This is a genomic window from Candidatus Clostridium eludens (genome assembly GCF_045310515.1).
GTDB classification, from domain to species: Bacteria; Bacillota; Clostridia; order Clostridiales; family Clostridiaceae; genus Clostridium_B; species Clostridium_B eludens.
Map to the genome: position 1 here is coordinate 1 of NZ_JBJHZX010000013.1, position 17,893 is coordinate 17,893.

The 17,893-nt window shown below is 30.8% G+C and carries 16 protein-coding genes; 1 reads left to right on the top strand and 15 read right to left on the bottom strand.

Annotated elements, in window-relative coordinates; all coding sequences use genetic code 11:
• Positions 1-157 precede the first annotated feature (157 nt).
• Positions 158-1,255: a hypothetical protein gene (locus tag ACJDU8_RS09940; protein ID WP_406792001.1), complete on the bottom strand. Its 1,098-nt coding sequence runs from the start codon at positions 1,253-1,255 to the stop codon at positions 158-160.
• A 256-nt stretch (positions 1,256-1,511) separates the two neighbouring features.
• Positions 1,512-2,942, bottom strand: coding sequence for an adenylosuccinate lyase (purB, locus tag ACJDU8_RS09945; protein WP_406792002.1), 1,431 nt, complete (start codon positions 2,940-2,942; stop codon positions 1,512-1,514).
• A 203-nt stretch (positions 2,943-3,145) separates the two neighbouring features.
• On the opposite strand from purB, the gene ACJDU8_RS09950 reads away from it, so the two are divergent.
• Entirely contained in the window at positions 3,146-3,361 is a 216-nt protein-coding gene (locus tag ACJDU8_RS09950; protein WP_406792003.1) for a DUF378 domain-containing protein, read from the top strand.
• Between the two features lie 59 nt (positions 3,362-3,420).
• Here ACJDU8_RS09950 and ACJDU8_RS09955 read toward each other — a convergent pair whose 3' ends face one another.
• From ACJDU8_RS09955 to dapG, 13 genes are all read right to left on the bottom strand, one after another.
• Positions 3,421-3,681, bottom strand: a complete 261-nt coding sequence (locus tag ACJDU8_RS09955; protein WP_406792004.1) for an HPr family phosphocarrier protein — start codon at positions 3,679-3,681, stop codon at positions 3,421-3,423.
• A gap of 51 nt (positions 3,682-3,732) precedes the next feature.
• Positions 3,733-4,926, bottom strand: a complete 1,194-nt coding sequence (locus ACJDU8_RS09960) for a pyridoxal phosphate-dependent aminotransferase (RefSeq protein ID WP_406792005.1) — start codon at positions 4,924-4,926, stop codon at positions 3,733-3,735.
• Between the two features lie 138 nt (positions 4,927-5,064).
• On the bottom strand, positions 5,065-5,421 hold the full coding sequence (locus ACJDU8_RS09965) for an SMR family transporter (protein WP_406792006.1): 357 nt from the start codon (positions 5,419-5,421) through the stop codon (positions 5,065-5,067).
• A gap of 4 nt (positions 5,422-5,425) precedes the next feature.
• Positions 5,426-6,709: a hypothetical protein gene (locus ACJDU8_RS09970; protein ID WP_406792007.1), complete on the bottom strand. Its 1,284-nt coding sequence runs from the start codon at positions 6,707-6,709 to the stop codon at positions 5,426-5,428.
• Positions 6,710-6,728: 19 nt separating this feature from the next.
• Complete coding sequence (locus ACJDU8_RS09975) at positions 6,729-7,589, bottom strand: decaprenyl-phosphate phosphoribosyltransferase (protein WP_406792008.1); 861 nt, start codon at positions 7,587-7,589, stop codon at positions 6,729-6,731.
• Positions 7,590-7,816: 227 nt separating this feature from the next.
• Positions 7,817-8,077, bottom strand: coding sequence for a stage V sporulation protein SpoVS (gene spoVS / locus ACJDU8_RS09980; protein ID WP_012101836.1), 261 nt, complete (start codon positions 8,075-8,077; stop codon positions 7,817-7,819).
• A 163-nt stretch (positions 8,078-8,240) separates the two neighbouring features.
• On the bottom strand, positions 8,241-9,785 hold the full coding sequence (gene rny / locus ACJDU8_RS09985; protein ID WP_406792009.1) for a ribonuclease Y: 1,545 nt from the start codon (positions 9,783-9,785) through the stop codon (positions 8,241-8,243).
• 373 nt (positions 9,786-10,158) lie between these two features.
• Positions 10,159-11,241, bottom strand: coding sequence for a recombinase RecA (recA, locus tag ACJDU8_RS09990; protein ID WP_406792105.1), 1,083 nt, complete (start codon positions 11,239-11,241; stop codon positions 10,159-10,161).
• Between the two features lie 147 nt (positions 11,242-11,388).
• Positions 11,389-11,976 (bottom strand): CDP-diacylglycerol--glycerol-3-phosphate 3-phosphatidyltransferase, encoded by a 588-nt coding sequence (gene pgsA, locus ACJDU8_RS09995; protein ID WP_406792010.1) that lies wholly within the window; start codon positions 11,974-11,976, stop codon positions 11,389-11,391.
• Entirely contained in the window at positions 11,960-13,300 is a 1,341-nt protein-coding gene (gene rimO / locus ACJDU8_RS10000) for a 30S ribosomal protein S12 methylthiotransferase RimO (RefSeq protein WP_406792011.1), read from the bottom strand. Before rimO ends, pgsA begins: the two co-directional genes overlap by 17 nt.
• A gap of 98 nt (positions 13,301-13,398) precedes the next feature.
• Positions 13,399-15,654 (bottom strand): DNA translocase FtsK, encoded by a 2,256-nt coding sequence (locus tag ACJDU8_RS10005; protein WP_406792012.1) that lies wholly within the window; start codon positions 15,652-15,654, stop codon positions 13,399-13,401.
• Between the two features lie 185 nt (positions 15,655-15,839).
• Entirely contained in the window at positions 15,840-16,514 is a 675-nt protein-coding gene (locus ACJDU8_RS10010) for a ClpP family protease (protein ID WP_406792106.1), read from the bottom strand.
• Between the two features lie 69 nt (positions 16,515-16,583).
• A complete protein-coding gene (gene dapG / locus ACJDU8_RS10015) occupies positions 16,584-17,783 on the bottom strand; it encodes an aspartate kinase (RefSeq protein WP_406792013.1) in 1,200 nt (399 codons plus the stop codon).
• Positions 17,784-17,893: the final 110 nt, after the last annotated feature.

The following is a 17,893-nucleotide window of genomic DNA, read 5'->3' on the forward strand; positions in this document are numbered from 1 at the left end:
CTTTATTATAAAAAAATAAGTGCAAATGTTAAATCACTAATGATGTGTTTAACAATTACACTTTTATGGTACTAAAACAGCCTCCTATGATAATATTATTCTATCATAGAAAACTGCATTTACAGACCTTCTTCATAGGCTCTTATCATAAAATAAATCAGAGCTCAGGATATTCTATATCTTTACGTTGGTCACTCTCTAACTCCCTTACAAGTACTATACTTTGAAATGTCACCATCATGTTATTATCAATTATTATAAATCCTACTCCCACTTTGGTAATGGTCTTATTATATATATATCCAAATTTCCCTTGTCCCCCTGTTTGTATTATTACTTTTTTACCAATAATAGAATTAAAGTAATCTTCCATCCTTTTTTCAACTGTACAATAGGCTCTCTTGTGTACTTGTTCTAAATTTTTATCATCAGAAGAAAGTTTCTCTGACTGTAAGCCAACTATGTTTTTTACGGGTATTACAATAATTTCCCCTGATTCATTACTAAGTTTAATTAAGATTTCATCTGAATGTACCAAATTTACTCCATTAAGTGTACTCATCTTATCATCTTTAACACATATGTCTAATTTCTCACCAACTAATTTATTTAATAGGTTTGACACTCCCCTATTACAAGTACTAAAACATTTACTGGAAGATAGTAAATTATATTTTCTTTTAACAGCTCCATCTATTTTTTTTATCTGTTTTTCTTCTTTATCGTCAGATTCTTTTTTGCTATCTTCTTTTTTATTATCAAGCTCTTTTTTGCTGTCTTCTTCTTTTTCATTATCAGGCTCTTTTTTGCTGTCTTCTTCTATTTTATTTTCAGGTTCTTTTGCGCTGTCCTCTTCCTTTTTATTTTCAGGTTCTTTTGCGCTGTCCTCTTCCTTTTTATTTTCAGGTTCTTTTTTGCTGTCTTCTTCCTTTTTATCTTCAGGTTCTTTACTTTTTTCTTCCTGCTTCTGACTTTTCACTTCTCCACTTACATTATCATCTGAAATCTTATTTGTTTCTTTTAACTTATCTTTATCTTTCTTTCCTAATAAAATTCCATCTTTTTCAAAGATATTTTTTTCTATAAATCTAATTAAATCCTTACTGTCAATGTATTGCCGTTCATGATACTCTTTATCATGTTCCAAATTCTTAGAATGCCTTCTATTATGTCTGTCTATTCTTTTCATATACTTAGGTATCATATATAAGGCCAACTGCATTAAATCATCTATATTATTTCCCGTTTTTTTCATTAAATACCTCCACAATTCTGAATATGGTACAATATTAGAATATGAAGTCTTTATCTTATAGTTACTAACAAATCCTTTAAACATAGTTAAGGATTATTCATCCGATCGCTACCATTGCTAACACCCCCATCTTCTACCAAAGTGGGGGATAAGCACTGCTACGCGCCTGGATAAGTTCTTCTAAGGTTCAGCTGGAGAAAGTCATCCCTTATAAGCAAACTCCATCTGAACCTAAGAATCACTTGATAGAATACATTTAAACATTTATTTCAGCCTCTTCTCCTAAAAATTCTTTATTTTCCTCAAGTAAAGGCCTTATACTGCATTCTATAAAATCTACTACCTGACCTGGTGCCCTTCCTATAAATTTTTTAGCATCTACAAGAGATGTTATTTCCTCTGGAGTCATCTTAAAGAAAGAATCTTTTGCAACTCTATCTAACAGGTCATTTTCCATTCCATGTTCCTTTACCTGTTTAGCTGCTTCCATAGAATGTACTCTGATTCTTTCATGAAGTTCCTGTCTGTCCCCGCCCCTTTTAACCGCTTCCATTATTATATTTTCTGTACACATGAAAGGAAGTTCACTGGCTACATGGGATTGAATTACATTTGGATACACTACCATATTTTCAGATACGTTCATATATAAATTTAATATTCCATCTAGTGCTAAAAATGCCTCCGGTATAGCTATTCTTTTATTGGCAGAATCATCTAAAGTCCTTTCAAACCACTGTGTGGCAGCAGTAATGGCTGGATTTAAGGTATTCACTATTACATACCTGGCAAGAGCTCCAATTCTCTCAGATCTCATAGGATTCCTTTTATAAGCCATAGCTGAGGATCCTATCTGATTTTTTTCAAAAGGTTCTTCCATTTCCTTCATGCTCTGCAATAGTCTTAAATCATTACTGAATTTATAAGCACTTTGAGCTATTTCTGAAAGAGTATTTAATATTATGGAATCTAACTTTCTTGTATATGTCTGGCCTGTAACCATGAATGCTTCCTTAAAATTCATTCTTTCAGTTACCATTTCATCTAATTTTTTCACTTTTTCTTCGTCCCCATTAAACAGTTCCATAAAACTAGCCTGAGTTCCAGTAGTTCCTTTTACTCCCCTGAACCTCATTTTATCTATTACAAACTCAATATTTTCAATATCTAGATATAAGTCCTGTATCCAAAGAGTTGCCCTTTTCCCCACTGTGGTAAGCTGTGCCGGCTGAAGATGAGTAAAACCAAGAGTAGGTAAATCTTTATATTTTAGTGCAAAATCAGCAAGATAATTTATAACATTTAATATTTTTCTTTTCAATATATAAAGTGCTTTTCTCATAATTATTAAATCCGTATTGTCTCCTACGTAACAACTTGTTGCCCCTAAATGTATTATTCCTTTTGCTTTAGGACACTGAAGTCCATAGGCATACACATGACTCATAACATCATGCCGAACTTCTTTTTCTCTTTTTTTGGCATCCTCATAATTTATATTTTCCATATTAGCTTTTAACTCATCTATTTGTTCAGAAGTTATATTAAGTCCCAATTCCTTTTCACATTCTGCAAGAGCCACCCAAAGTTTTCTCCATGTCTTAAACTTTACATCATCTGAAAATATGTAACTCATTTCTCTAGATGCATACCTTGTATTCAAAGGCGTGCTATATGTATCTCTCATGTAAAAATACCTCCAATATATATGTAATTAAATTTTTTCATTCACATTATAACACAATAGTTACACTATTGTGCGAAAATAAAGTATTTATAAAGTTCTATTTTACTAAATTATTAATATAATTTAACTAAGTAATTATTTAACAAAGGCAGGTGATTTTTTATTGGGTTAGGCAATTCATGCTTTCTCAATAGATGAAAAATATGTATAAATTTAGTATTATCGACAAAGTTTCTTTGATTCTAATTGTTGTAGGTGCATTAAATTGGGGACTTATAGGTTTATTTAATTTTAATATAATAGAAATTATATTTGGAGATCCAGTAAATCTGATAGGGAGGATATTATACATAATCATAGGGGTAGCAGGATTAAATATGATTATGCTATTTTTCAAGACCAAAAATAGCTGTAAATAAAATCAATTAAAACAGAAGACCTTTTCTATTAAGATCTTCTGTTTTTTCATCTAAATATATTACTCTTCTAGTGACTTTATCAATCTGACTACCTCTTCTATTGCTAGGGACTCATCGTCTCCACATGCAGTAATTTTTACAGTTGCTCCTCTAATTACTCCTAATGAAAGTACTCCAATTAAACTCTTTATATTAGCTTTTTTCCCTTTAAACTCTATATATAACTCAGATTTAAATGAGGAAGCCTTCTTAACTAAAAGAGTGGCCGGTCTTGCATGTAATCCTGTTGGACTTTTAACTACAACTTCTCTAGAAACCATATAATTCACCTCTATCTTTTTATATTATCTAAACTTGGACTTTTAATTCTTTTATTCTAGACTTAATATAAATCTCTCTATTCTATCTAATCCTTCTTTTATATTTTCCATGGAAGTAGCATAAGACAACCTTACATATCCATCTATTCCAAATCCCATTCCCGGTACTACCGCAACTTTTTCTTTTTCCAGAAGCTGCTGTGAAAAACTTAATGAGTTATTTATAATAGTACCCTCTATAGTCTTTCCAAAGAGCTTTGATATGTTTAACATTACATAAAAAGCACCCTGAGGATTTAGATATGAAACATCCTGTATTTTACTCATCCTATCTAGCATATAATCTCTTCTCTTTTTAAATTCATAAACCATATCTGTTATCTGGGACTCTTCCCCCTTTAAAGCTGCTACTGCAGCATATTGAGCTATTGAGTTAGGATTTCCAGTAGTATGACTTTGGATATTAGACATTAATTTAATTATACCTTTACTCCCTGCGGCATATCCTATTCTCCATCCCGTCATGGCATAAGTCTTAGAAACTCCATTTATAACAATAGTCCTATTATAAGCATCTTCAGATAAACTTGCTATACTAACATGCTTCATATTACCATATATTAATTTTTCATATATCTCATCTGATAAAATAAGAATATCCTTTTCCTTTGCAAAATCCGCTATTCTTTTAAGTTCCTCTTTTGAATAAATAGTACCTGTGGGGTTATTAGGATTATTTATTACAATCATTTTAGTATTCTCATTATATACTCTTTCTAAATCCTCTACAGTATACTTAAAGTCATTTTCTTCTTTTGTATCCACAAACACTGGCACTCCATCTGCAAGTTTCACTAATTCAGGATAGCTCACCCAGTATGGTACAGCTATAACAACTTCATCTCCAGGATTTAAAGTTGCTGCAAATACGTTTGCAAGACACTGTTTTGCCCCAGTAGATATTATAATTTGATCTACATCATAATCTAGGTTATTATCTTTTTTAAATTTTGTAATAATAGCTTGTTTGAACTCTACAATACCGGATGCAGGAGTATATTTTGTATATCCTTCTTTCATAGCACGTACTGCAGCCTGTTGAATATTTTCTGGCGTATTAAAATCCGGCTCTCCTGCCCCAAATCCTATTACATCAATTCCTTCCGACTTCATTTTTTTAGCTTTGGCAGTTATAGCCAGAGTTATAGATGGTTCAATTTTTTCAGCTTTTCTTGATAGTATCATTTTTATTCCTCCATTGCAATTTAAATTTAAATTATCTCAATTAATAGTATACAAATTTACACATTAAGGTACCCTAAAATAAATAAGAAGTGAAATGCACTAACATAATGGCTAAGATTTAAAAGTGCATTTTATTTTTTAACTTCTTGATACCAATATCACTCCTAATATTATAAAAGCTACCCCCAATATTCTTACAAAAGATATATTTTCTTTAAATATGAAATAAGAAAATATCATAGTTACTACATATCCTAAGCTCACCATTGGATAAGCATAGCTTAATTCCATTTTACTTAAAACTTTTATCCATAAGAGAAAACTTAATCCATAGGATATAATTCCAAGCATCACAGGAACACTCTTCAATATACTTAAAATGCTAGGCATTAAATATTTTATAGTAAAATTCAATTCTAAATTCCCAGCACCATATTTTACAAGCACTTGCCCTATTGCCCCTAAAAAAACTGATACAAGTATTAACGGAATCATAGGTCTATCTCCTAACTCTCTGAAATGAATGCTTTAAAAAAAAGTAAAAATAATAAATTATTATAAATATTTCTGGGAAAGAATACCTTCCTTGTCCTTCCGTTATAAAATATACAGAAGTAAACATAAAAAATACTACAGCCAAATATACGGGAAATTTATCCAATGCATATAACCTACCTTTAAACATACTAATAATCACTTTTAAAGAATATATTAAAATGTATAAAATAGCCGGTAAAAATACAACCACTCTTATGGCATTTGTAACCATGAATAAAATTTTATTCCAATAAGCACTCACTCCACTTTGGTGGGTACTATACCAAACATCATCCCCCCAAAAATATGTATTATATAATCTTTTGAATCCTAACTCTATAAATTGCAGAGGATGAGTTTTTATCCATTTTTTTGCTGCATCATTTAACATTTTATTTTGTTCTGTCTTATTGGATTGCTTATACTGATGGGTATTTACAATAGAATTTTCCACATTAGATGCGTCCATCCATCTTCCTGAATGATTTTGAGAATTATTATTTATATAAAGTACTATTCCTCCATTATTAGATACATAGGTAAATTGCCCCATCAATTTTGTATTTCTATATATCCAGGGTGAAATTACAATAATGCACATTATAAGTACAATTAAAGAATTCAATACCGCACTTAAAAATTTTTTATGTTTTATAATATCAACTAAAAATACAGCAAAGAAAAATATTACAAAAAACGGTTTTATAATTGTATTTAATCCTGTAAGTATTCCCATTAAGAAGTACCTATACTTTATATTTCCAAAATATAAATAAGTTATTATAAGAAGTACAGCTGTAAAAAGTAACTCTGTACCTAAAATGTTATTATAAAATATATTATTTGGAAATAACACAAACATTGTAAATATAATCTTTCTATCTATTTCCTTTAAGTTTACTTTAAACAAAATAGCTTTAAAACATAAATAATTTATAAAAGTTATAAGCAAATTAAATATTTTAGCTGTAAGCACACTGGCTCCAAAAAGCTTAAATATTCCCCCCAGCACTATAGGATATCCTACAGAAGTATAGGTATCTCCCCATAAACCACCATTTGCTATGTTTACTGCTAAACTGTAGTAGTAGTCAAAATCTGAAAAGGGCTTTGCATTTATAAAAATTACCCATAGTATAGATAAAACCATTCCAAGAATCATAATTATATTATAATAAGCATTATTTTTATTTATACTATATTCTTGTTCACGGTATCCTTTGTACCAAAAATTTTTAATTTCCATACTTAAATTAATGTCCTTTCTATAGTTTTAAGTATATTATAATTATAACAGCTATAATCCACAATAATATATTGACCAAAAAAGGTATATCCTTTTCAAACACATCTTCTGGTTTTCCCCCTATATTTTTTCTATCCATTAAATATTCATACCTAAATATACCATATAACACAAAAGGTATAGTAAATATCATTGTATTACTTTGTATAGAACTAAAAGTATATAGACAATAGGCCATTAATATAGATGGATTTACTATAGTGAGCATTTTATCAATATTTTCAGTAGAATACTTTGCAAGTATTGTCCTTGAAAAACTACTCTTATCTTTTAAAGTTATAAGCTCACTTTTTCTCTTATTCAAAGCTAAAAATAAAGATAAAAGCACTGTACATAAAAATAGCCATGGTGATACTCTTACCCCTGTGGCAATACTTCCACTTTCAACCCTAAGTACAAAACCAAAAGCAATAGTCATAACGTCTATTATAACTAAATTTTTAAGTTTAAAAGTATAGCATATATTTACTACAATATACAGTAAGATTATAAATAAAATTTTTATATCTAAAAAAACATATGTACAATATATTATTAAAATAAATAGTATTCCGTCTAAAGCAAAAGCTTTATTTTTAGACATACGTCCACTAGGAAGAGGTCTATTCTTTTTATCAGGATGGCACCTATCTTTTTCAATATCAGCTATATCATTTAATATATAAATTGTAGAAGATGCAATACAAAATAAAATATAAGTTAATAAATTATTTTTTAATAATTCTAATTTAAAAAAATTCCCCGAAAACATAATTGCTGCAAATACAAAAAAATTCTTAATCCACTGTTTAGGTCTCATTAATTCAATTGCTGCTATCATAAATTTCCCTCCAGTATACATACACCATATTACTTAGCTGTACATCTTTTTACATTTTATCACAGTATATGATATAGTCAACACAACATTTACAGAGTATTAATTCATAATTTAAAACTATGTATAAAACTTTCTATTTTAAACTACTATTTGAATACGGTATAGGACAATTAAAATATCAATAAGGACTTGAGATAAATCACAAGCCCTTTAATAAACACTAATTATTATCTTGGTTGCACTATTAATTTAATAGCAGTTCTCTCTTCCCCATCTATTTCAATGTCCGTGAATGCCGGAATACATATTAAATCGATTCCACTAGGTGCTACAAACCCCCTAGCAATCGCTACAGCCTTAATAGCTTGATTTAATGCTCCTGCCCCTATAGCTTGTATCTCCGCTGCACCTCTCTCCCTTAAAACTCCTGCTAACGCTCCTGCCACTGAATTTGGACTTGATTTTGCTGAAACCTTTAATACCTCCATAATAAACCTCCTATTAATATTATATTAACTTTATTTGTTATTAATACTACTTACTATATACTATTCTACATAAAATCAAAAATTCCTTTTAGGTTTTGGCTTTACAAAACCTAAAAGGAATACTTTTCTATGTTATATTAATTTATTACTTACACTACTTAATTTATTTTGCATATTCAATTGCACGAGTTTCTCTAATAACATTCACCTTAATTTGGCCAGGATACTCTAGTTCTTCTTCAATTTTCTTTACTATGTTCCTTGCCATCTCAAGGGCTCCTGCATCGTCAATATCTTCTGGTTTAACCATAATTCTAAGTTCTCTTCCCGCTTGAATGGCATATGACTTTTCTACGCCTTCACATGTATTTGCTATTTTCTCTAATTTTTCCAAACGTTTAATATAAGCTTCTAATGTTTCCCTTCTAGCTCCAGGCCTTGCAGCGGAAATAGCATCTGCTGCCTGAACAAGTACATCTTCTAAAGATCGGAATTCTAGATCTCCATGGTGAGCACCAATAGCGTTTACAACTATTGGTGATTCTCTGTACTTTTTAGCAATTTCTGCCCCTATAATAGCATGTGGTCCTTCAACTTCATGATCTACAGCCTTACCTATATCATGAAGTAATCCTGCTCTTTTTGCTATAGTTGGCTCTATTCCAATCTCTGAGGCCATGAGTCCAGCTAGGTACGCAACTTCTATAGAGTGTTTTAAGACATTTTGACCATAACTAGTTCTATATTTCAATCTTCCTAATAATTTTATTAATTCCATATGAAGACCATGTACACCAGTTTCAAAAGTTGCTTGTTCTCCTTCCTCTTTAATGTCATTTTCCAATTCCTTTTCAGCCTTTTCAACCATTTCTTCAATCCTTGCCGGATGTATTCTTCCATCAATTATAAGCTTTTCTAGTGCTATTCTAGCAACTTCTCTCCTTATAGGATCAAAACCTGATAATATTACAGCTTCAGGTGTATCGTCTATTATTAAGTCTACACCTGTCAAAGTCTCAAGGGTTCTTATATTTCTACCTTCCCTACCTATTATTCTTCCCTTCATTTCATCATTAGGGAGTGTTACAACATGCACTGTAGTTTCTGCTACATGATCTGCTGCACACCTTTGAATTGCACAGGTTATAATCTCTCTTGCTTTTTTATCAGCTTCCTCTTTTGCTTTTGTTTCAACTTCTTTAATCATCATAGCAGATTCATGCTTTATTTCTTTACTAACTTCTTGCAATAAGATATCCTTAGCCTCTTCAGAATTCAAGCCCGATAGCCTTTCAAGTTCTCCTCTTTGCTTCTGATATAATTCTTCTACTTTTACCTGTAACTTATCAATCTCTTGCTGCTTTTTATCTAAGCTACTTTCTCTTCTTTCAAGGATATCGCTCTTTTTATCTAATAACTCTTCTCTTTGCAATACTCTTTTTTCTAATCTTTGAATCTCAATTCTTCTATCCCTAGATTCTTTTTCTAAATCGTTTCTTAACTTATGAACTTCTTCTTTAGCTTCTAGTATAGCTTCTTTTTTTTGGGATTCAGCTTCTCGTTTCGCTTCTTCCTTCAATCTATTAGACTCATTAAGAGCCTGTGATTTTATAGCTGCTACTTTATTTTTCACTATATTAAAATAAATTAATGTGGCAACAGCTACTAGTATACCAGCAATAATCTCATATATTATTTTGGAATCCACATGAACACCTCCTTTGCTCTTATGATGCAAATCTATATTTTCGTTAAATATGCAAGCATAGAAAAGGTGTCATATTATTCAATTGGCAATTCCTAAATACATGATAAACCAGAATTTGTATTAATTTTATATTATATTTTAATTATTGTCAAGTTATATGATTTTATTCAATATACCGATAATGACCTACTATTTTTTTATTTAACTCGTAAAAATTATTCTCTGAAAATAAGTGATAACCCAAAAACACTAATATTATTTTATACATAATTATAGAGCAAATCAATTTCATAATTCAGCTACAATAGATTTCTACTAAAAAACATTATACAAAGTACACTGGTACACTGACTGATCATTTTAAAATATCACTTTATTTTGACAAATTTTTATGTTCCTGATTTTTCTCTTCGTCTTTACTATTTTTTCGGCCTTCATCTTTACTATGCGGCAAATCATTTTTTGCCAGAGGAAGTTTGTACTTTTCCCTTATTTTATTTTCAATTTCAAATAATATATCTGAATTTTCTCTTAAAAATTGTTTTGCATTTTCTCTCCCTTGTCCAAGTCTTATTTCTTTATATGAAAACCATGCACCACTTTTTTGCACAAATTCTTCTCTAACTCCCACATCCAGCACATTTCCTTCTCTTGAAATACCCTGATTATACATTATATCAAATTCAGCCTGTTTAAAAGGAGGTGCTACTTTATTCTTAATAACTTTCACTTTTGTTCTATTTCCTACCATAGCATCTCCCTGTTTTATAGAATCTACTCTTCTCACATCCAGTCTAACAGAAGAATAAAATTTTAGTGCCCTTCCACCAGGTGTAACTTCAGGGTTTCCAAACATAACTCCTACTTTTTCTCTTAATTGATTTACAAATATAGTAACGCATTTTGATTTATTTATGGAGGATGTAAGTTTTCTAAGAGCCTGAGACATAAGTCTGGCCTGAAGTCCCACATGAGAATCTCCCATTTCTCCCTCTATTTCAGCCTTTGGTACTAATGCTGCTACTGAATCCACTACCAGCACATCTATGGCGTTAGATCTAACCAGTGCCTCTGCTATTTCAAGTGCCTGCTCTCCATTATCCGGCTGGGATACAATTAAATTTTCTATATCTACTCCTAAATTTTTTGCATAGGAGGGATCAAGTGAGTGTTCAGCATCTATAAAAGCTGCTGCCCCACCGCTTTTTTGGGCTTCCGCAATTATATGAAGCGCCACTGTTGTTTTACCTGAGGATTCCGGACCAAATATTTCTATTACCCTTCCTCTCGGTACCCCACCAATACCAAGTGCTATATCTAAATCAAGGCAGCCTGTTGAAACAGCATCTATATTCAAGGTGCTATTTTCTCCAAGTTTCATTACTGCACCCTTTCCGAATTGTTTTTCTATTTGTAACATAGCAGATTCTATAGCCTGTAATTTTTCATTATTTATAGTTCCCAAAAAAAACACTTCCTTTCTTGTGCGAACGTATGTTCTATATAAATTATATATCATATTATTTATATAGTCAACAATTTCACCTAAATTATATTTTAATTATAAACCTATAGGTATTTTTTTAATCAATTTAGCATACTATTATTTATCTGTATTTAATGCATCTTTGTTTTTCAGAAAATAATCTATGCCAGAAATTAAAGTGATTACTATTGCTAAAACCATGGCAATATCCGTAATCCAATTCAAAACTTTATGAGGATGATTTATCAAATTTCCTATAAATCTTAAAGATACATGATTATAGTTCAAATTTACAAGTGCAAGTATTATAGCAACTATCTGGGTTACAGTCTTAGCTTTACCCCATGGACTTGCAGCTATTACAATACCTTCTGATGCTGCCACTGTCCTAAGACCTGTTACTGCAAATTCCCTAGCTATTATTATCATTGCAACCCAGGTGGGTATTATGTGATATTCCACCAAAGATATAAGTGCTGCAGTAACTAAAAGCTTATCTGCTAGTGGATCCATGAATTTACCAAAACGAGTTATTTGATTTCTACTTCTAGCTATATACCCATCTAATTTATCGGTTATAGATGCCAATATAAAAATAACTATTGCGATAACCTTTCCATAAGGCATACCCTCTAAAGTTATAAAAATCAAAAAAAACGGAATTAACAAAATTCTAAGTATTGTAAGTCTATTTGCCAAATTCATCACATACAACTCCTACTAAATCATATTCAAGACTATCTATAATTTTTACATTAATCATAATACCTATTTGCAGCTCTTTTTCACTTTTTATGTATATAACACCATCTATATCCGGAGCCATTGTATAGTTTCTTCCATACCATAAATTGTCTTTTTTGCCCTCCACAAGTACATTATAAACACTTCCGATCTTTTCCTTTTGTATTGATTGGGCAATCTGTTTCTGAAGGAGCATTAGCTCCCCTTCCCTTGCAGTTTTTAATTCTTCTGGAATTTGATTTTTCATTTCGCAAGCTATAGTTCCCTCTTCCTGAGAATACTTAAATACTCCCAGGTTATCAAATCTAACATTTTCTACAAAATCCTTTAATTCTTTAAAATCTGTTTCAGTTTCCCCTGGAAATCCAACTATTATAGTAGTTCTAATTGTTATATCTTTTACCTTTTTTCTAAGTTCATTTATATTTCTTAATATATCTTTCTTTCTGCCTCTTCTCCCCATAAGCTTTAATATGTTATTGCTTATATGCTGGAGAGGTATATCTATATAATTACATATTTTGTCGTTTACAGCTATTTCATCTATAATACTATCTGTTATTTCCTCTGGATAACAGTAAAGTAATCTAATCCATTCTATTCCTTCTATTTCAGATATACTCCTCATAAGTTCAGGAAGCATTTTTTTATTATATAAATCTAACCCATACCTTGTGGTATCCTGGGCAATAAGTATTACTTCTTTAACCCCTTGAAGGGCCAATTGAGTACATTCTTGCAATATACTTTCCATACTTCTGCTCCTATACTTTCCTCTTATTTTAGGAATTATACAATAAGTACAACAATTATCACACCCTTCTGCAATCCTTAAATAAGCAGTATGAGACCTTGTGGTAAGTATTCTTTCACCCTCATTTATATTAAAATCACTATAACCACAACTATAAATTTTATTCTGTTTGTTTTCAATAAACCCTTTTATATTTTCTTTTAATTTATGATAATCATTTACTCCAAGCATTATATCTATTTCTGGTAAAAGTTCCATAAGCTCTCTACCATATCTCTGTGCAAGACATCCTGTTACTACAATAGCTTTACAATTAAATTTTTCCTTATACCGTGACATTTCAAGTATAGTATCTATGGATTCCTGCTTAGCAGACTCTATAAAGCCACAGGTGTTTATAATTATAACATCGGCTGATTCAGGATTTGCAACTATTTTATATTCTGACTTTATATTGCCTAGTATTATCTCAGAATCTACCCTATTTTTATCACAGCCTAAACTTATTAGCCCAACCTTTAATTTATTCACTAAGTCTCCTCCTGTTTAGTTATTTAAAAATAAAAATACTTCATTTTAATATACAACTTATATAAAAACTTTTCAACTTTAATACTCCATATACTTCTTTAAAGTTGGTCTTTTCTATCAATTAAAATCTGCCGTGGTTTAGTCCCATCCTTTTTTGATATTATTTTTCTACCTTCCATTTCTTCTATTATTCTAGCTGCCCTATTATATCCTATTCTAAGCCGTCTTTGAAGTAACGAGGTAGATACTTGTCCCTCATTTAAGACAATTTCAATGGCTCTGTCTAAAAACTCATCATAATTATTGCTAACATTAGAATTAATTCCCGTATCTATTTGTTCTATTATCTTATCCTCATATTGAGGTTCACCTTCATTATTTTTTATATAATATACTACTTTTTCAACTTCTGTCTCTGATATAAAAGCTCCCTGTATTCTAACCGGTTTTGACGTACCTACAGGATAAAATAGCATATCCCCTTTTCCAAGTAACCGTTCTGCTCCACTACTATCTAATATGGTTCTAGAGTCAATTTGGCTGGATACTGCGAAAGATATTCTTGAAGGTATATTTGCTTTAATCACCCCTGTAATTACATCTACAGAAGGTCTCTGAGTTGCTATAACCAGATGCATTCCTGCCGCTCTTGCCATTTGTGCAAGACGCCCTATATAGTCTTCAACTTCATTTGGACACACCATCATTAAATCTGAAAGCTCGTCAATTATTATAACCACAAAAGGAAGCTTTCCTTCTAGTATACCTCTTTCAAATAAATCATTATATCCTTCTATATTTCTAACTCCACTTTCTGCAAATAATTTATACCTCCTGTTCATTTCCTGTACAGCCCAATTCAAAGCTCCTGCAGCTTTTTTAGGATCTATAACTACAGGTATTAACAAGTGTGGGATTCCATTGTATACACTAAGTTCAACCACTTTGGGATCTATCATTAAAAGTCTAACATCTTCAGGCGCATATTTATAAAGCAAACTTACTATAAGACTATTTATACATACACTTTTACCGGAACCCGTTGCCCCTGCAATAAGCATATGAGGCATTTCTGTAAGATCGGACACTATACAGTTTCCACCTATATCCTTACCTAGGCAATAAGCTAATCTATTCTTAGAATTTTTAAATTCTTCCGATTCAACAACTTCCCGTAAATAAACAGACGTAAGTTCCTTATTTGGAACTTCTATTCCAATGACAGATTTTCCAGGTATGGGAGCTTCTATTCTAACCGCAGAAGCAGCAAGGCCAAGGGCAATATCATCAGATAGATTTACAATTTTACTTACCTTAATTCCAGAACCTGGTTGAAGCTCAAATCTAGTTACAGAAGGCCCTCTACTAACCTGAAGTATTTTTACATCCACTCCAAAACTTGCAAGAGTCTCTTCTAACTTACTGGCACTGTTTATTAATTCTTTCTTATCCTGTTTATTTAATTTCAGCTGCACATTTTGATTTAACAAATCCAAGGGCGGAAAACTATATAGAAAAACTGAATTTTTTCCGCTTTGTATCATTTTTTCTTCAAGTTCTGTATTTATGGGGTCTAACTTTTTATCATAAGCAATATGTTCTGTATCTTCTATGGGACATTTTAAATTCTCATTGCTTTCTACCCCATCATTTGATTCGTCTTTTTTATCCACATTTCCTGACTTCATAAAATCCAATATTTTAATTTTACTTAGCCCTCTAATAAAATCTTTATTTTTTACTTCGCTATTTTCGTCATTATCTTCCTTTAAAGATTTTTGCTGTATTTTATTACTTTCTCCTCTATTCTTTCTTATTAATGATTTTCTTAACTCGTTTAGTATATCATAAATAGTAAATTTACTCATTATTATAAAAGATATTACATAGAGAGAGAAAAAAATGACGTAACACCCAATACTTCCAAATAAGCGAAACAAAGGTATATCTATCAAAACTCCTATTATGCCCCCATGAAATATATTGTTAGAATTGTACAATCTCTTTATGGCCAAAAACAAATTATATTCCATGTAATAATTAGACATTGCTATCATATGTATAATCAAAAGGGTGTCTACTGTAAAAAGTAAAATACCATAAAACTTATTATTAAAAGTTATCTTATTCCTTTTTATAATAAAACAAATTCCAATAAATATTATCAATATAGGAAATATAAAGGCTCCTATCCCAAATACTACTATTAAAATTTTCTTTATTAGTTTTCCGACTATACCAGAAGAAGATGGTGAAAATACACTTATTATCATGAGTATTCCCAATGTAGTTAACAATATACCTTTTATATCTTCATCTAATGAATATTTTTTTTTTTGTTTAATTCTAGACATATATTATCACCTCCAGTATATTATTAAATATATCCTATATAAAAAATATTCTACACTATGTTTATTTTTCCTCTAATATTTCTTAAAAGATAATTTACTTGTCCTAATATTACTCTCGAATAAGAGCTAAGGCACATAATTAAATTACCATAGGATTTACCCTATGGTGAAATTTAATATCCATATTATTTTTCTATCATAGTATTTAACTTCTTAATAGCGTCACTTATTCCCCCGACTTTATCAATTAGTCCCTGTTCTACAGCCTGTTTTCCAATTAATATGGTTCCCATGTCATTTAACAAATCATCCGATTGAAGCATTAATTCACTTAACTTTTCTCTAGTTATTCTAGATGTCCTTACTATAAATTCATTTATCCTTTCCTGCATTTTATTAAAATATTCAAAGGTTTGAGGCACCCCAATAATTAGTCCGTTCATTCTTATTGGATGTACAATCATAGTAGCTGTAGGAGATATAAAAGAATAATCCGAAGCTGTAGCAAGAGGAACTCCTATAGAGTGGCCTCCCCCTATAACTAAAGAGACTGTAGGTTTACTCAAACTCCTTATCATCTCCGCTATAGCAAGACCCGCTTCTACATCTCCCCCTATAGTATTCAAAACTACCAGTACTCCTTCAACCCTAGAATCATTTTCAATGGCAATTAAATTAGGTATTACATGTTCATATTTAGTTGCCTTAGTTTCAGGTGGAAGGGTTACATGACCCTCTATTTGGCCTATTATAGGAAGTATTTGAATCTTATTATTTCCCTCTGCCAGATTGGTGACACCTAGTTCTTTTACATTTTCCAATTTATCATTGGAATGTTTATCATTTATTTCATTATTCATCCTTTGCGGCATTTTAATCTCCTCCTTAAACAAACTTATCTTATGCATTTGTGGAGATTGATATACCTTTTACTTTACATCTAATAAAAATTCTTTATGAAGTGCATTTATTGCCCTTATTGTTTCACTGCCTTTGACAAGACACCATATTGTGGTATGTGAATCTGCTGTCTGTAATACTTCTATATCCTCTTTATATAATGTTTTCAATATTCTAGCCATAACTCCAGGTATACCTCTCATGCCATTTCCTATAAGAGATATTTTACTGCAATTTTCTATTAACGAGTATTCAAGATTTAGATCTTTTATTATTATCTTCAATTTTTCTATATCTTTATTATCTATAGTAAAAATCTGATTGTCAGGGAATACATTTATCAAATCTATACTTATTTCATTATTTGCCAGTTCATCAAATAAGGCATTATATGCATTTTTACTTTTATTATATTTTACCGTAACTTGAACTCTGTTATCCATAGATGTTATGCCATTTACTATTTTGCTTGAGTCCTCTGTAACCGAATTAGTTATTACTGTACCTTTACATTCGTTTAAAGTATTTTTTACAATTAAAGGTATATTACCACTCATAGCTATCTTTACAGCCCTTGGATGTATTACTTTTGCCCCTTGATCTGCAAATTGGAAAACCTCATTATAACTTATTTTTTCGATTAAATATGCTTCTGATACTATTCCGGGATCTGCAGTCATTATGCCATCCACATCTGTATATATTTCTATGGACTCAGAATTCAATGCAACACCTAAAATTGCTGCAGTAACATCGCTGCCACCTCTGCCTAAGGTAGTTGTATATCCACTTTCACTTATTCCTTGAAATCCTGCAATTATGGGAATTTTGCCTTCATTAAGTAGACCTAACAATCTTTCTTTTTCTACCTTTAAAATAGAAGCATTATTATAATTATTATCAGTAATTATCCCTGCTTGTCCCCCACTTAAGGGTACAACTTTTAGGTTGTACTTTGAAAGTTCATCTGCTAAAATCACAGTACTTATAATTTCACCACAACTCATAAGCAAATCTACTCCTAAAGGATTTTTAATTTTGAAATCCTCCTTTATTAGAGAAAGCAGTGTATCCGTAGCATAAGGTTCCCCTTTTCTTCCCATAGCGGATACTACTACAACTGGAAGAAATCCTTTATCCTTTGCTTTTAATATTTTATTTACTACCTGCTCTCTTCTCTCATGGGTAGAAACAGAAGTCCCTCCAAATTTCTGAATTATTATTCTCATTTTAATCCTCCACTACATATTTCAGTACAAATTCATAATATATAAATTTCTAAAAAATATGTTTTAAATTACTTCTTAATAATATACAATATGCTAATGGCTTATAATAT

Excerpts from the sequence above, each read along its gene's own strand:
- ACJDU8_RS10010 (WP_406792106.1), bottom strand. The coding sequence starts at position 16,514 with ATGAATAATGAAATAAATGATAAACATTCCAATGATAAATTGGAAAAT.
- ACJDU8_RS09955 (WP_406792004.1), bottom strand. The coding sequence starts at position 3,681 with ATGGTTTCTAGAGAAGTTGTAGTTAAAAGTCCAACAGGATTACATGCA.
- spoVS (WP_012101836.1), bottom strand. The coding sequence starts at position 8,077 with ATGGAGGTATTAAAGGTTTCAGCAAAATCAAGTCCAAATTCAGTGGCA.
- ACJDU8_RS09965 (WP_406792006.1), bottom strand. The coding sequence starts at position 5,421 with ATGATTCCGTTAATACTTGTATCAGTTTTTTTAGGGGCAATAGGGCAA.
- dapG (WP_406792013.1), bottom strand. The coding sequence starts at position 17,783 with ATGAGAATAATAATTCAGAAATTTGGAGGGACTTCTGTTTCTACCCAT.
- pgsA (WP_406792010.1), bottom strand. The coding sequence starts at position 11,976 with ATGAATTTGGCAAATAGACTTACAATACTTAGAATTTTGTTAATTCCG.
- ACJDU8_RS09950 (WP_406792003.1), top strand. The coding sequence starts at position 3,146 with ATGTATAAATTTAGTATTATCGACAAAGTTTCTTTGATTCTAATTGTT.
- ACJDU8_RS09970 (WP_406792007.1), bottom strand. The coding sequence starts at position 6,709 with ATGGAAATTAAAAATTTTTGGTACAAAGGATACCGTGAACAAGAATAT.
- ACJDU8_RS09940 (WP_406792001.1), bottom strand. The coding sequence starts at position 1,255 with ATGAAAAAAACGGGAAATAATATAGATGATTTAATGCAGTTGGCCTTA.
- ACJDU8_RS10005 (WP_406792012.1), bottom strand. The coding sequence starts at position 15,654 with ATGTCTAGAATTAAACAAAAAAAAAAATATTCATTAGATGAAGATATA.
- ACJDU8_RS09975 (WP_406792008.1), bottom strand. The coding sequence starts at position 7,589 with ATGATAGCAGCAATTGAATTAATGAGACCTAAACAGTGGATTAAGAAT.
- purB (WP_406792002.1), bottom strand. The coding sequence starts at position 2,942 with ATGAGAGATACATATAGCACGCCTTTGAATACAAGGTATGCATCTAGA.
- ACJDU8_RS09960 (WP_406792005.1), bottom strand. The coding sequence starts at position 4,926 with ATGATACTATCAAGAAAAGCTGAAAAAATTGAACCATCTATAACTCTG.